The organism is Streptomyces sp. NPDC050121 (assembly GCF_044460385.1).
In the GTDB taxonomy this organism is placed as follows: domain Bacteria; phylum Actinomycetota; class Actinomycetes; order Streptomycetales; family Streptomycetaceae; genus Streptomyces; species Streptomyces soliscabiei.
The window spans coordinates 9,879-22,875 of sequence record NZ_JBITJV010000063.1 but is presented as its reverse complement, the minus strand read 5'-3'; the positions used below and the strand labels follow the sequence as shown (position 1 = coordinate 22,875).

Sequence of the window (12,997 nt, the reverse complement as noted above, 5' to 3'; positions counted from 1 at the left end):
GCCCGGGCCGCCCCCCCCCGGGGGCCCCGCCCCCCCCCGGGGGGGGGGGGGCGGCCCGCCCCCCCCCCCCCCCCCCACGACTCTCCGCCTTGCGATGCACCGCACCAGACGCCGCGGGCCCCGCCCTCCGGGCGGACGACGCTACTTTCGAAACACGCCCTAGCTGCCGCTTGCCGCTGGTGCTCTGCGGCTGCCCAGCTCCGGCAGGGGTGCGGCGGCTCTTCCAGCTTCCTCTTCGACGAATCGGGTCAAAGCTCGGGAGCTTTCGAGGAACTGGGCGGGGAAGACGATCGTGGAGTTCTTCTCCGCGGCGATCTCGGCGAGGATCTGCAGGTTGCGCAGTTGCAGGGCGATGGGGTGGTCGCTGATGACGTCGGCGGCCTCGGCGAGGCGGTCGGCGCTCAGGGCCTCCCCCTCGGCAGCGATGATCTTGGCGCGCTTCTCGCGTTCGGCCTCGGCCTGGCGGGCCATGGCCCGTTGCATGGTGGCCGGGAGCTCGATGTCCTTCAGCTCCACCAGCAGCACGTATACACCCCATTGCTGGGTGAGGCCGTCGAGGATGTCCTTGATCTGGGTGTTGAGCGTCTCGGTGTCGGTGAGCACCTGGTCGAGCAGGGAACGGCCGACAACGTTGCGCACGGTGGTCTGGGCGATCTGGCTGATCGCGGACGACACATCCTCGATCTCGACGATGGACTTCACCGGGTCGACGCGGCGGAAGTAGGCGACCGCGGCGACGCCGATGGAGACGTTGTCCCGGGTGATCACCTGCTGGGACGGGATGGGCATGGTGACCGTCCGTAGCGTGACCTTCACCATCCGGTCCGCCAGGGGAATCATGAACCGGATGCCCGGGTCCCGTACATTGCGCAGTTTCCCGAACCGGAACACGACACCGCGCTGGTACTGCCGGACAATCGCGACTCCCAGGTTTGCCACGGGACTCACCTCCTGAGGCTCTTGATTTCATCGTGACTCGTCTGGCCTGCCCCGGCCACACCAGCCCCGTCGTCAGGGGCCGAACTGCCCCCGGCACACCTGCTTTTCGGCATCCGGGCTCCTCCAGGCGGTGCGGCCCCGGCATCCGTGGTCACTGTCCGGCCGAAGACGGTCACCACGACGCCTGCGAGGCGACTGAGCACTGCACCACCCCCAGCGTGGCGACCACCATGAGTGGCCCTTGTAGCCGGCCGCAGGAGCTGATGAGCCAGTATCCGGGAAGAGACGGAGCCGCAGCCGGGTGGCGGTTCGGCAGTTCTCAGCCCCTGAGGACGCCCAGCGGCTGCAGACGGGCGACCAGGCGGCCCAGGTTGTTGTGTTCGCCTGCTTGGACGACGGCGTCGACTTCCTTGTACGCCTCGGGGGCCTCCTCGGGGAGGCTGTGCCAGGAGGCGGGGCGTACCGCGACCCCGGCACCGGCCAGTTCGGTGCGCAGTTGCCGGGTGGTGATCTCTCGGTGGGCGCGGTGTCGGCTCCGGACGCGGCCCGCGCCGTGGCAGCAGGAGTCGAACGCCGATGGTCATCTCGGTGCCGCCTCCTCGGCGAGGCATCTCGGTGCCGGACGCCGGGATGAGGCGTCATACATCCAGCGTCACCCGGCAGGCCCACCCGTGCGAACCCGGCGCCAGCGCAAGTCCGTGCAGCGAGACGGCCTTGGGCACCGCCCCGATCTGTGTGGCCGCCGAGCTGTCGGCCATCGTGAAACGCAGGCCCACCCCGCCCGGCGCCGGCGTCACGGCGACGCCCAGGGGAAGCTCGCTTGCGGCGTCCATGCGGTAGATGACCTCCTCGAGCACGGCGGCGAGGAGCCGTCCGTCGTCCTCGGCGGACACCGCGCACTCCCGGGTGACGCCGGAGGCGTCCGCGGGCAGGTCGGCGAAGCTGCCGACCATGCCCCGCACCGCCTCGGCGATGCACTCCTCCCGCGTCGGCGCCCACGCCTCGAGGCGCAGGTCGCCGGTGTGCGGCAGGCTCCGATGACCGCGCGGCGACGGCCCGTGCTCAGCGCCGGTCACCATGCCCCCGGCCGGATGCACGATCCCGCGCTGTCGGTGAACCGAAGCGTCTCGCGGGGGACGGGCCACGGCGCCCACGTCGGTTCCTGGGGCGCGAGTTCATGTCTCGTGGTGGCCGGCTTCGTGACCGCGGGCGGTGCCAGGCCGTACCAACTCGTCGGGAACTCCCAGGCGAAGATCGCGTCGACCACGCCACCCACCAGCTCAGCCTGGTCGGCCGCCAGCCGCAGTGCCGCCTTCGACGGCTCGGAGCCGTCGACGCCCACCACGATCCGCGGAGCGGACGTTGCGTTGTTGCTCATTCGCCCACCCGCCTGCTCCCGAGGGTTGTTCCGCTCCCACCCCCCCTTGACCAGCAGCAGTCCGCCACCCCGGTCGGCGAGGCGCGCGAACCACCGCCGGCCCTCTCCCACCGCCTGTCCCCAGAACGACGGCCAGGCCTGCAACGCGGCCGCCGCCAGGCCGCGTTCTGCCAGTACTCGCCGCCCCGGCCCCATCACAGGCCACAACGGCCTCCGGGCCACCTCACTCGTGCGCCACGCCGGAGGCCGCTGGGCAGCGTCGACCTTGCGGGCGCAGCCGTACCGGACCTGCGCTTCACAGCTGCTGGTACGGGCACAGGGGCCGGCCCCTCGAACTCGGCGAGAAAGGAATTCGAGCGGGCGGCGAGACGGGCGAACGCTTCAAGGTTCGCTCCTCGTCGGCCCGGGCGCCGGTCAACTGCGCGGTCGCGCGGCGCAGTTCGCCGAGCCGCCGGTCCACCTCGTTCGTTCGACGGGCGGTGCGGCAGGGGCAGAGTGGTGGTAGCGCTGGTGGCAGTGGTCGGTCACTCGCGTGAGCGTCGTCCCGGGACGCGGCCGTGCCGGCAGGCGTGTGGCACGGCGCGCGTCGACAGGCCGAAGCCCATCGCTGGTGATCATCTCGGGGTGGACGATGACGCGTCAGCGGCTACCGGCGCGACGTCGGTGTCCGACGCCAGGAGCTCGCACCCCGCCGCGGTGATCGCCAGCAACGCCCTGGTCGGCGGCTTCGCCGTCGTCTTCGCCGCCACCACCGGCGTGCTTGGGCTGATGGCCAGGCGTCGGACCGAGTCAGTCGCTCGGCCCCACCAGCCGACAGGTTGGTCAGGTCGTGATCTCGATGTGGCGGGGCTTGGCCGTCTGCGTCTTGGGGACGGTCACGGTCAGGATCCCGTCGGCCAGCTGCGCGCTGACCTGCTCGGAGTTGACCTCGGCGGGCAGCAGAGCGCGGTACTCGAAGTGCCCGCTGCGGCGCGTGGCGCGGCGCAGCACGCCTTCGCGTTCGCGTTCCTTCAGCTCTCCGGTGATGCCCAGCTCGCGTTCGCTGACCTCGACGTCGATGTCCTCGCGCTGGAGGCCGGGCAGCTCGCACTCGACCACGTATGCGTCATCGGTCTCGCGCAGGTCGGCCAGTGGCGCCCAGGCCATGGTCTCGGTCCACCGGGGCGCGGCGGCCTCCAGAAACCGGTTCATCCTCTCGAACATTTCGCCGAAATCTGCGGCCAGCGGCTCCCCCCAGGGGAAGGCCCGCTCCAGCAGGCTGCCGGGCCGGTGCCGTACGGGCAGAGTCATCGCATCCACCTCCAGGGCAGGGAAAGGGATCGGGACTGTCTGCTTCTTCCATCCTGCGCCGGGGCAGCCCGCCGGGCGACCGGGACGCCCGGCCGTGCCGTCCCAGGGTTCCCAACACCCCACTGCGCCCTGGCCGGGTGGAGCAGACATCGGTCCGAACTGAGAACGCGGTCACCACGGCCTCGGTTTGACGGCCGGGTGCCGGGGTCGATGAAGGAGAGCCACAGGTGCGGGGTGGGCGTCGTGGAGGCGTCGGCCGCAGACAGGCCGACCACGGTGGCGATGTCGCGTGAGCTGAGCGGGGGAACGACCAGCTCGGTGTTGCGCTGGTGGAACCGACGGCCGTACGTGTTGGGCTGGGCGAGTCGGTCGCAGGAGTGCCTCCACCAGACGTGACTTGCCCACCCGGCGGCACCGCGGATCGGCACCGCGAGGCCCGGCCGTTTGCTGCGCACGCTGCTCGTGACAGCGGACTCTTCGCGCTGGGCACCTGGCTGCTCGCCCTGGTGTCCGTGCCCAGGCTCCTGGTCGAGGTGGTGGGCTGGCTTGCGGGCATCAACCTGCTGCTCGCCGTCTTCAACGCCCTTCCCGCCGCTCCGCTCGACGGCGGGCGGCTGTTGCGCGCCTTCCTGTGGTGGCGTACGGGAGACCGGCTGCGGGCGACCGCTGGGGCCACCGCGGCGGGACGTGTCCTTGGCTGGCTGCTCATCGTGCTGGGGCTTGTGGTGTTCATGAGGGGCGGCGGGTTCGGCGGGCTCTGGCTGGCACTGATCGGCTGGTTCCTCATCGCGGCCGCCACCGCTGAGGGACCCCCGTGCGTGACGCCATGACAAGGGATCCGCTCACGGTGCCCGCAGCCCTGACGGTCGCGGACCTGCTGGCCGACCCGCTGTATCGGTACCGGCACTCGGTGTTCCCTGTGACCGGTGCGGACGGCTCACCGGTCGGGCTGGTGACCCTGGACGGCGCCAGGCAGGTGCCGCTTGAGAAGAGTGGGGCGGTGACGGTGGGCGAGGTGATGGTGCCGCTGTCGCGGACCATCGTCGCGGGTCCGGACAACTCACTGGCGGATCTGCTGCCCCGCATGGAGCCCGGTGCCGAGCACCGCGTGCTGGTGATGGATGAGGGCACACTCGTCGGGATCCTGTCACTGTCGGACATCAGCCGTACGGTGACCTGGCTGATGAACACCGCCCCGAGGCGGTGAGAAGCTGATTGCGGAGCTCCCGGTCAACGGCCTTTCGGCCGCGCACGTTGGCGTCGTTGGGGTGCTCGGCTACGTCCAGGAGGGCGCCGGCCCGAGATGCCCTGGCTCTGTCGCGGTGCCGACCTGCGGTGCGGGCCCGGCTGTGCCCGGAACGGACATCGGGGGTGCGCGACCAGACCCGCGATCGCCAGGCCCGCCGGCAAGACGACAGCTGCCGGCCCTCGGTTCCAGGCAACCGACCTTGTCACCTCGTGGGGCCGGGTCAGCCCTGGACCTCGACGTGGTGGGGCTTGACTGCCTGGGCCTTGAGGATGGTTACCGTCGGCGAGGGAGGCGCTGACCCCCTTGGCCTTCGCTGCGGCGGGTAGCAGCACCAGGTGTTCGAAACGCCCGGCGCGGCGTGCAGATCACTGAACTCGGCGGCGAACGGCCAGGCCGGCCAGAGGATGTTCGTTCCGACAAACTGCAGGGTCGGGCGCCGTCAGGGCGAGGGCCTCGCCGACCGGTGTTGCACCGGAGAGCGTCATAGCGGCTCACCTCCACGGCGGTCGTGTGCTGCGGTCACTTCCAAGCCGGACCGCCCGGGCACACCCGGCGCCCCCGGCACCACCGCGCCGCGCTCTTCGGCGGCAGCCCCAATCCCAAGGTGCCGAGCGAGAACGGTCTCAAGGCGGGTCAGCGCGTGCCGTAGATGGTCGCGGCTGTTCGCGTAACCCGCGGGGAGCGGTCTGTGCTCGTCGTCTTTTAATTCGCCGGGCTGCCCGACAGGTTCGCTGGCCATGCCTCTACAGCGGTACTACCTGGTCAGCCTGTGGCCCCTTCGCCCCCTGGACGATCGTGAACTCGACCCGCTGACCCTCCTCCAGGCTCTTGTAACCGGGCACTTGGATGGCCCTGAAGTGAACGAAAAGATCGGGACCGCCCTCGTCCGGGGTGATGAACCCGAAACCCTTGTCCGCGTTGAACCACTTCACCGTGCCTTGCGCCACCGCCATGTCCCTTGCAAGAGAGGTACCGAAGATCAGGACAGACTGTCCGTCTGCAAGGTACAGCGCTACGGCCACCGACCAGATCCGCCACGACGCGGACAGCAGCACGATTCCCGTAGGCAGAGACCCTCCAGCCGACAGGACGTGGGATCGATACGGATGGCTTCTGACGGACGCAGTGGCTGCCGAAGCCAGGTATCCCATCGCCATGGAGTTGTTCAGCACGCGCGGCGCGCGAGCCATCTGTCGCGAACCCCACCTGCTGCCGACGGCTGCCGGCGGTCCGTCGCCCCGTTGGCAGACCTCTACAGGCAGTGAATGTCACCGGCGTTCCTGCTGTGCGGCCTCGGTGCTGCCGGGTTGGCGCTCGCCAGGCTCGCCATCGGCGGATTCGCCCCGGACGGGCACCTGCCCGCGGTGGTGCTGGCGGGCTGTGCCTGCGGCCTCCTCGTGGCCTTGTTCTCCGTCCGCCCACCGTCCCAGGACACCGCCGTCGGTTCCCGCTCGGCACCGGAGTGACGAACACCGGGCTGCCAGGATCCCGCGACGACGCCTGCCAGACCCTGCGCCCCCGCGAGTCGGCGGTGCACTGTCCCGCGCGCAAAGTCGGTGGGCGGGAGGTCTACTTGAAGAGCGGAGGCGGGTTGGGGCGTCGGTCGGCAAGCGGTGTCTGGGTGGCCGGGAGGGGGAGCGGTTCGGGATGGCTCGAACGGGCCACCGTGACAACGGGCCACCGTGATGAGGAGGCGACCGTGGAGCTGACCTTTCTCGACCCTGTGTACGCGCGACCGGGACCGTATGCCTGTGCCTATCTGGACACCTCGCGTGACGTCCCCGACCCGGAGGCGGCGATCAGGTTGCGACGCCGGCATCTGCGTGAGGACCTGGCCCGGCAGGGGGCCGACAACGCCACCGTGGCCGTCGTCGCCGACATCGCGGGCACGGACCGGGAGGTTTCCGGGCGGCACGGGCAGGCGATCTTCGCGAGCCACGGTGGTCTGGTCCTGGTGGAGGAGCTGCCCGATCCGCCGGCGCACGACGCGGCCCGGTTCGGCGCGTTGCCCGACGTGATGCCGCTCGCGGTCCAGCACGCGCCGGACATCCCGTATGCGGCCGCCACTGTGCACCGCGCCGCGCACCCGGAGACCGGCGCGCCGGAGGAGATGGAGGTGGACTTCCAGACGGGGAGGTGGCCGAGCAGCGCGGTCGCACCTGAGAGGCGTTGCCATCGCAGCGGTCCTGCGGCCAAGTGGCCGCACGGCGCCGCCGAGATCGCCGGTGAGCTGGCCGACCTGGTCCACCGCAGCGGTGCCGAGGTGATCGTGTTGGGCGGGGAGGTCCGGGCGCGCAACGTGCTGGTGAACCGCCTGCCCGAGCCCTTGCCCGAGCGTGTGGTCTCAGTCGCGGATGACGGGCATCCGGCCGGCGGGGGACGGGCGCTGCTGGAGCAGGAGTTGAGCGATGTCTTCCGGGGCCGGATGAGCGGACGGGACCGGGCTCGGGTGGAGAAGTTCCGGACGCGGCAAACCCGGCAGGCCGGTGCAGTCGAGGGGATGGCAGCGGTTGTGGCCGCGTTGCAGCGCGCTCAGGCAGGCGCGCTGCTGCTCAACACGCCCGTCGACCTGCCCGTGCGGTTGTGGGCCGGCTCGGAGCCGACGCAGATCGCTATGTCGGCCGCCGACCTGGAGTCCTTCGGCGTCCTCGGCTTCCAGGAGGAACAGCCCGGCGCGGCCTTGATCCGCGCCCTGGTCCGCACCGGCGCCGAGCTGGTGGTCGTACCGCGGGAGGAACTGCCTCTGGAGGACGGGGTGGGCGTGCTGCTGCGGTACACCGACCCGGGCGTGCCGTTGTGATCCCCCGTGGCCCGGCCTGAGCTGGGACGGCGGGTTCTGCTTGGTGTCGGGAGGAGCTGGTGAGGTATGTCTGAGGGGCCGGTGGTGGTAGGGACGGACGGTTCGGCCGGAGCGGCACGCGCGGTGCTGTGGGCGGCGCAGGAGGCCGCCCTCCGGCACCAGCCTCTGCACATCGTGTGCGCCGTCGATCTCGACTTGTCGGAACGCCTGTCCGCCGACACCGCGCGGCGGGTCCGCGAGGCGGCCCGGTCCTTGCTGGGCGAGGCTGCGGCCGCGGCCTCCGACAGGGCGCCCGGCCTGGCGGTCTCCACAGAGGTCGGCCGGGAGCCCGCGGCCGACAGCCTGCTGCGGGCGGCCGCGTCGACGGCTCCGCAAGCCGAGGGTGTCGAGGCTCCCGCGGTGACGATCGTCGTGGGTTCGCGAGGGCTGGGTGGTTTCTCCACGCTGCTGCTGGGATCGGTCGGGCTGACGGTGGCCGGACAGGCGAAGTGCCCTGTGGTCGTCGTGCGTGGTACGGAGCGGCCGCCGAGCGGGGTGGTCGTGGTGGGCGTGCGGGACGAAGAGGACCTGGAGGCGGTGCGTTTTGCCGGGGAGACCGCCAGGCGGCGCAAGGCGTCGCTGCGTCTGCTGAGTACGTGGACCTACCTCCAGTACGTCGGGAGCATGGCGCCCATGGCCGACGTGGTGCGGGTGGCCGTGGAGGCGGAGGCCGCGGCGAGTACCCGCATGCTCGGCTCCGTCCGGGAGGAGTTCCCGGACCTGGAGGTGACCGAAGAGGTGGTGAGGGTCCCCTCTCCGGCAGGTGAACTGGTCGCGGCGTCCCTGCGCGCGGAGCTCGTCGTGGTGGGCGCACGCAGGCCCGCCCACCACGTGGGCCGTGCGCTGGGCCGGGTCACACACGCCGTGCTGCAGCACGCGCACTGCCCGGTCACTGTCGTCCCACGCGGCTGACTCCTGCTGCTCGCTGACGACCGGGAACCGCCCGGTTGCCGTCGTCCCGCAGCCGGATCAGGACGCGGGCTCTGCCCGCTTCTGCCGGGCCGCCGAGCTTGCGAGCACCGGGTCGACGAACCGGTGCTTGGAACGCTGCTGGAACGTGATGACGTGCCCCGGGCGACTTGGTATGGACGCCCCGCGGACAGCAACTTGCGGCAGGGCACGGTCAGGGTGAGGCTGGGATGGTGACTCGACATGCACCTGTGGTCGTGCATCCGCCAGGGTCGGATGCCGGGAGGCGGGTGACGATTCGTGGCGAGCAGGTGGGTACGGCCTATCACCTGCTCGATGTTGTGGAGTTTCTGCGTCGTTCTGGCCTGCCGGAAGCGCACATGGGGATCGATGATCCGGATCTGGTCGAGTGGCGTGGCGGCGATTCAAGAATGTGGCGCGTGGAACCGTAGGAGCAGTTGTTCGTACCGGTCTGTCGTCTCACCGGGCGGCGAGGGGGACGAGGGCCCTGTAGGGCTGGGGACAGCGGCCGGAAACGCGGATCGCGGCATCGGCCGAGGGTTCGCGCTCCGTCCTCGGCCTGGAGTTGCGGGCGCTGCTGCCCACCGACGCCAGGGCCGAAGCGATCAAAGCGACCCTCGCCGACGGCCCGCGCCCAGGCCGGTGGCGCCCGTGTCGCCCGGTTCCTCACGCTGCTCAACGGACCGTGGGCCACCCTGATCGTGCGCGAACTGCTCCACGGCCCCCACCGGTTCACCCAGCTGCGCGAGGCTCTGCCCGGCATCAGCCCGCACACCCTGACCAGCCGGCTGCGCCAGTTCGAGCGGCACGGCATCGTCACCCGCACGACCTACGCGGAGATCCCGCCGCGCGTCGAGTACGCGCTGACCCCTCTCGGCGAGGGACTGCGCGAGGTCCTGGAGGCCATGGGGACATGGGCCATGGCGGTGCCGGATCCCGAGGCCGGCGTCACCGCCTGACGTACACCTGGCCCGGCGGCCCGGACGCAGTCACGGCGAGGACGCGAGCCGCTGCCGCAGGGCGTCGTTGTCGTCGTGGTGGACGACCTCCTCGAAGCGCAGCCGCAGCCCGTGCTTGTCCAGCAGCTCCGCCACGATCGCGTCCAGCTGTGCGCGGTGCTCCTTCGTCTGCGCCTGGAGGTACGCCTCGCGGACGTCTTCGGGCTCGTCCGCGAGGACCTGGTCCATGCGCTCGCGGATGTACCGCTTGAGGTTGATGTGCTCCATGAACACCTCACCGACTCCCGCGTCGACGAGCCGGGCGAAGAGGTCGTCGAGGAGTTCGGGCTGGGTGGCGAAGTGGGGCAGGAGCGGGCCGACGAAGGCGTAGGTGTGGATGCCGGCCTCGTTGAGTTCGGCCAGGGTGTGCAGGCGGCGGGAGGCGAGCGGGGCGCGGACCTCCAGCCAGCGGCTGACCTTGTCGTCGGTGCTGGTCACGGTCATGCCGACCTCAGCTTGGGGCAGGCTGGTGAGCAGGTCGATGTCGCGGGTGACGACGGGTGACTTGGTGAGGATGCGGACCAGGCCCGGGAACTCGACCGCTTTCAGTTCGCGCAGGATGCCGCGGGTGAGCCGGTACTTCGTCTCGTGCCCCTGGTAGGGGTCGGTGACCGAGCTGAGCAGCATCGTGCCCCGCCTCTTGTGCTCCGGCATCTTCGCCAGCTCCTTGCGGGCGAGCTCGACCGCGTTCTTCTTCACGTACAGGTAGTCACCCCACTCCTTGACCGACCGGCCGAACTGCCGCCCGGCGAAGCTGGCGAAGCAGTAGGCACAGCCCAGTACGCAGCCCGTGTAGGGGTTGATGACGTAATCGTTCGACGGGGTCTTCGACTTCTGGATCAGGCTCTTCGCCTCGATCTCGACCGGTTCCATGACGTGCTTCCTTCCTGCGGCCCGCGTCCGTGTCCGACAAGCCGGGGTCCTGTGCTGTCCGGGGGCCGACTGACGGTCGCCGAACCCATACACATGGAACAATAATCGATGGAAGTTGCTTCCATGGAATGTAAATGGTTTGCTGGAGGCCGAGCCGGTCCGGAGCCCGTCACCTCCGCCTGGTTCTCGCGAGCCCCCGCAGGGCGGCCGTCACCGCTTGGACTGGCCTGCCTCAGAGACATTTCTCCCTTTTCAGGGAGTAAGGAGTGCGTGTCATGACCGTTCCCGCCTTCAACTCGGTCGCCTGGTTCGAGTTCGGCACCGACCAGCCCGAGAAGGTCAAGGAGTTCTACGGCGAGCTCTTCGACTGGAAGTACGCCCTCAACACCAACACCCCCGGCGTGACCTACCACTCCGTGATGACGCCCGGCGCCGGACAGCCGACCGGCGGCGTGTGGGAGTCGGAGGGCAACTTCCCCAACTACGCGATCTTCTACGTCCTGGTCCAGGACGTCGCCGCGACTGTCGAGCGCGGCCGGGAACTCGGCGCCAAGGTCCTCATGGAGCCGGTCTCCGACTCCGCGGGCCTCACCTTCGCCCGGCTGGAGGACACCGCCGGCAACCACTTCGGCGTCTTCTCCGCACCCGCCCCATGAGCCCGACCACGGCCGCCAGCCGCCCCCGCCGGCCGCTTCCAGGGAGCGGGCGGGCCCGTAAACCCGTGCCTCTTCCGCCCTGCCTCCCGCTGGAGCGCGCCGCAGGGGCGGGCTCAGGTTCGTCACCGATCCCACCTTCGACCCGCCCGGCGAGTACTCCATGCCCCTCCCGGGCGACCACAAGCTCGTCAAGACCGACTCCTCACCGGTCACCGCCGCCGGCCTCGGCCCCATCGATGCCGTCCTGCTCTCCCACGACGAGCACGACGACAACCTCGACAACGCCGGCCGGGCCCTGCTGGCAGAGGTGCCGGTCGTCTTCACCACCGAGAGCGGCGCCGACCGCCTGGGCGGTAACGCCCGCGGCCTCGCCTTCTGGCAGACCGCCGAGCTCAAGCGGCACGACGGCGGCACCGTGACCGTCACCGGCGTGGCCGCCCGGCACGGCCCCGTGGGCTGCGAGCCGATCACCGGTGACGTCATCGGCTTCATGCTCACCTCCGACGACCTCCCCTCGGTCTACGTCAGCGGCGACAACGCCGCCCTGGAGCACGTCAAGGAGATCGCCGAGAAGTTCGCACCCGTCGACACCGCGGTCCTCTTCCTCGGCGGTGCCCGCATGCCGTTCGCCTTCGACGGCGCCCTGCTCACCCTGGACAGCGCCCTGGGCGCCGAGGCCGCCAAGACGCTCGGCGCCCGACGCGTCGTCCCCGCGCACTACGACAGCTGGGCCCACTTCCAGGAAGGCCGCGCCGAGATCGAGGCCGCCTTCACCGAGGCCGGCCTCGCCGACCGCCTCGACTTCGCCCGATGACCCCGACCGAACCTACGGAGACCACGATGACTACTGCCAACCTCGACCTTGCCCGCGCCTACTTCCAGGCCGTCCAGACCGGAGACATAGCCGCCCTCGGCAACCTCCTCGACGCCGACATCGTGTGGCACCAGCCCGGCGCCAACCAGTTCTCCGGCGACCACAAGGGCCAGGGCACCGTCTTCCAGATGCTCGGCGGCATGATGGAGGCCAGCCAGGGCACCTTCGCCATCGACAAGATCCACTCGCTCATGGGCAACGGTGACCTGGTCGCCGCCCACATCCACTTCACCGGCCGCCGCGGCGACACGTCCATGGCCATGGACGGCGTGGATCTCCTGCGCATCCAGAACGGCAAGATCACCGAGATGTGGCTCTTCTCCGGCGACCAGAACGCCGAAGACGCCTTCTGGGGCCGCTGACACCCGCTGTGTGCCCCGAGGCCGGCCCGGCCTCGGGGTGGCGAACGGCCCCACCAGTATGAAAGGCATCGCATGCGGAAGATGACCGGCGAGCAGTGGCGGGCGTTCGTCACGCACGGCACCCGCACCGGCAAGCTGTCAACCGTCCGGGCCGACGGAAGCCCGCACGTCACCCCGGTGTGGTTCCTTCTCGACGGCGACGACATCGTGCTCACCACCGAGAAGGACGGCGTCAAGGGCCGCAACCTCGCCCGCGACGGACGCTTCGCCCTCTGCGTCGATGACGACCGCCCGCCGTACGCCTTCGTCATACTCCAAGGACGCGCCGAGACCTCCGCGAACCCCGAGGAGATGCTGCACTGGGGCGGTCTCCTCGGCGCCCGCTACATGGGCGAAGAGCGCACCCAGGAGTACGCCGCCCGCAATGGCGGCCCCGGCAACCTCCTCGTCCGCGCCCACATCGACAAAGTCATCGCTTTCAACGGCATCGCCGACTGAACGACAACGGGCGGGGGGGGGGGGGGGGGGGGGGGGGGGGGGGGGGGGGGGGGGGGGCGCGCGCGCGCCCCCCCCCCCCCGCCCGGCCCGCGTCGAAACAGGGAGGGCCGG

17 protein-coding genes and 1 pseudogene are annotated in these 12,997 nt (G+C 70.6%); 11 read left to right on the top strand and 7 right to left on the bottom strand.

The annotated features are described in order from the left end of the window. Nucleotides 1-159: 159 nt before the first annotated feature. From ACIBTS_RS46240 to ACIBTS_RS46220, 5 genes and pseudogenes are all read right to left on the bottom strand, one after another. Entirely contained in the window at nt 160-939 is a 780-nt protein-coding gene (locus ACIBTS_RS46240; RefSeq protein ID WP_399327510.1) for a slipin family protein, read from the bottom strand. Nucleotides 940-1,258: 319 nt separating this feature from the next. Continuing rightward, nucleotides 1,259-1,501 (bottom strand): annotated as a pseudogene (locus tag ACIBTS_RS46235) (RtcB family protein); the annotation flags it as partial. A gap of 76 nt (nt 1,502-1,577) precedes the next feature. Then, complete coding sequence (locus tag ACIBTS_RS46230) at nt 1,578-2,018, bottom strand: archease (protein ID WP_399327508.1); 441 nt, start codon at nt 2,016-2,018, stop codon at nt 1,578-1,580. Next, nucleotides 2,012-2,317, bottom strand: coding sequence for a universal stress protein (locus tag ACIBTS_RS46225; protein ID WP_399327506.1), 306 nt, complete (start codon nt 2,315-2,317; stop codon nt 2,012-2,014). Before ACIBTS_RS46225 ends, ACIBTS_RS46230 begins: the two co-directional genes overlap by 7 nt. Before the next feature lie 822 nt (nt 2,318-3,139). Continuing rightward, nucleotides 3,140-3,607, bottom strand: a complete 468-nt coding sequence (locus ACIBTS_RS46220; protein ID WP_399327504.1) for an Hsp20/alpha crystallin family protein — start codon at nt 3,605-3,607, stop codon at nt 3,140-3,142. Between the two features lie 392 nt (nt 3,608-3,999). Here ACIBTS_RS46220 and ACIBTS_RS46215 point away from each other — a divergent pair, with 392 nt between their 5' ends. Together ACIBTS_RS46215 and ACIBTS_RS46210 are read left to right on the top strand one after the other, a co-directional pair. Continuing rightward, nucleotides 4,000-4,437 (top strand): site-2 protease family protein, encoded by a 438-nt coding sequence (locus ACIBTS_RS46215; protein WP_399327502.1) that lies wholly within the window; start codon nt 4,000-4,002, stop codon nt 4,435-4,437. A gap of 17 nt (nt 4,438-4,454) precedes the next feature. Next, nucleotides 4,455-4,814, top strand: coding sequence for a CBS domain-containing protein (locus tag ACIBTS_RS46210; protein WP_399327500.1), 360 nt, complete (start codon nt 4,455-4,457; stop codon nt 4,812-4,814). A 785-nt stretch (nt 4,815-5,599) separates the two neighbouring features. Here ACIBTS_RS46210 and ACIBTS_RS46205 read toward each other — a convergent pair. Then, nucleotides 5,600-5,803: a cold-shock protein gene (locus tag ACIBTS_RS46205; RefSeq protein WP_399327542.1), complete on the bottom strand. Its 204-nt coding sequence runs from the start codon at nt 5,801-5,803 to the stop codon at nt 5,600-5,602. A gap of 318 nt (nt 5,804-6,121) precedes the next feature. Between ACIBTS_RS46205 and ACIBTS_RS46200 the strand changes: the two genes are divergently transcribed. From ACIBTS_RS46200 to ACIBTS_RS46180, 5 genes are all read left to right on the top strand, one after another. Continuing rightward, nucleotides 6,122-6,322 carry a hypothetical protein gene (locus ACIBTS_RS46200; RefSeq protein WP_399327498.1) on the top strand — a complete coding sequence of 67 codons (201 nt, stop codon included), beginning with the start codon at nt 6,122-6,124 and terminating at the stop codon, nt 6,320-6,322. A gap of 233 nt (nt 6,323-6,555) precedes the next feature. Next, on the top strand, nt 6,556-7,656 hold the full coding sequence (locus tag ACIBTS_RS46195) for a hypothetical protein (protein WP_399327497.1): 1,101 nt from the start codon (nt 6,556-6,558) through the stop codon (nt 7,654-7,656). Between the two features lie 66 nt (nt 7,657-7,722). Beyond that, the gene (locus ACIBTS_RS46190) at nt 7,723-8,607 is read left to right on the top strand and encodes a universal stress protein (protein ID WP_399327495.1); all 885 of its coding nucleotides are present in this window, start codon (nt 7,723-7,725) and stop codon (nt 8,605-8,607) included. Between the two features lie 287 nt (nt 8,608-8,894). Further along, on the top strand, nt 8,895-9,056 hold the full coding sequence (locus ACIBTS_RS46185; protein WP_319670361.1) for a hypothetical protein: 162 nt from the start codon (nt 8,895-8,897) through the stop codon (nt 9,054-9,056). 240 nt (nt 9,057-9,296) lie between these two features. Then, nucleotides 9,297-9,584, top strand: coding sequence for a winged helix-turn-helix transcriptional regulator (locus ACIBTS_RS46180; protein WP_399327540.1), 288 nt, complete (start codon nt 9,297-9,299; stop codon nt 9,582-9,584). A gap of 30 nt (nt 9,585-9,614) precedes the next feature. Here ACIBTS_RS46180 and ACIBTS_RS46175 read toward each other — a convergent pair whose 3' ends face one another. After that, a complete protein-coding gene (locus ACIBTS_RS46175) occupies nt 9,615-10,496 on the bottom strand; it encodes an SPL family radical SAM protein (RefSeq protein ID WP_399327493.1) in 882 nt (293 codons plus the stop codon). Between the two features lie 275 nt (nt 10,497-10,771). Here ACIBTS_RS46175 and ACIBTS_RS46170 point away from each other — a divergent pair, with 275 nt between their 5' ends. The 4 genes from ACIBTS_RS46170 (at nt 10,772) to ACIBTS_RS46155 (ending at nt 12,886) form a co-directional block, all read left to right on the top strand. After that, on the top strand, nt 10,772-11,152 hold the full coding sequence (locus tag ACIBTS_RS46170; RefSeq protein WP_399327491.1) for a VOC family protein: 381 nt from the start codon (nt 10,772-10,774) through the stop codon (nt 11,150-11,152). 79 nt (nt 11,153-11,231) lie between these two features. Beyond that, complete coding sequence (locus tag ACIBTS_RS46165; RefSeq protein WP_399327538.1) at nt 11,232-11,966, top strand: MBL fold metallo-hydrolase; 735 nt, start codon at nt 11,232-11,234, stop codon at nt 11,964-11,966. Nucleotides 11,967-11,992: 26 nt separating this feature from the next. After that, the gene (locus ACIBTS_RS46160) at nt 11,993-12,388 is read left to right on the top strand and encodes a nuclear transport factor 2 family protein (protein ID WP_399327489.1); all 396 of its coding nucleotides are present in this window, start codon (nt 11,993-11,995) and stop codon (nt 12,386-12,388) included. A 72-nt stretch (nt 12,389-12,460) separates the two neighbouring features. Further along, on the top strand, nt 12,461-12,886 hold the full coding sequence (locus tag ACIBTS_RS46155) for a PPOX class F420-dependent oxidoreductase (RefSeq protein WP_399327487.1): 426 nt from the start codon (nt 12,461-12,463) through the stop codon (nt 12,884-12,886). Nucleotides 12,887-12,997: the final 111 nt, after the last annotated feature.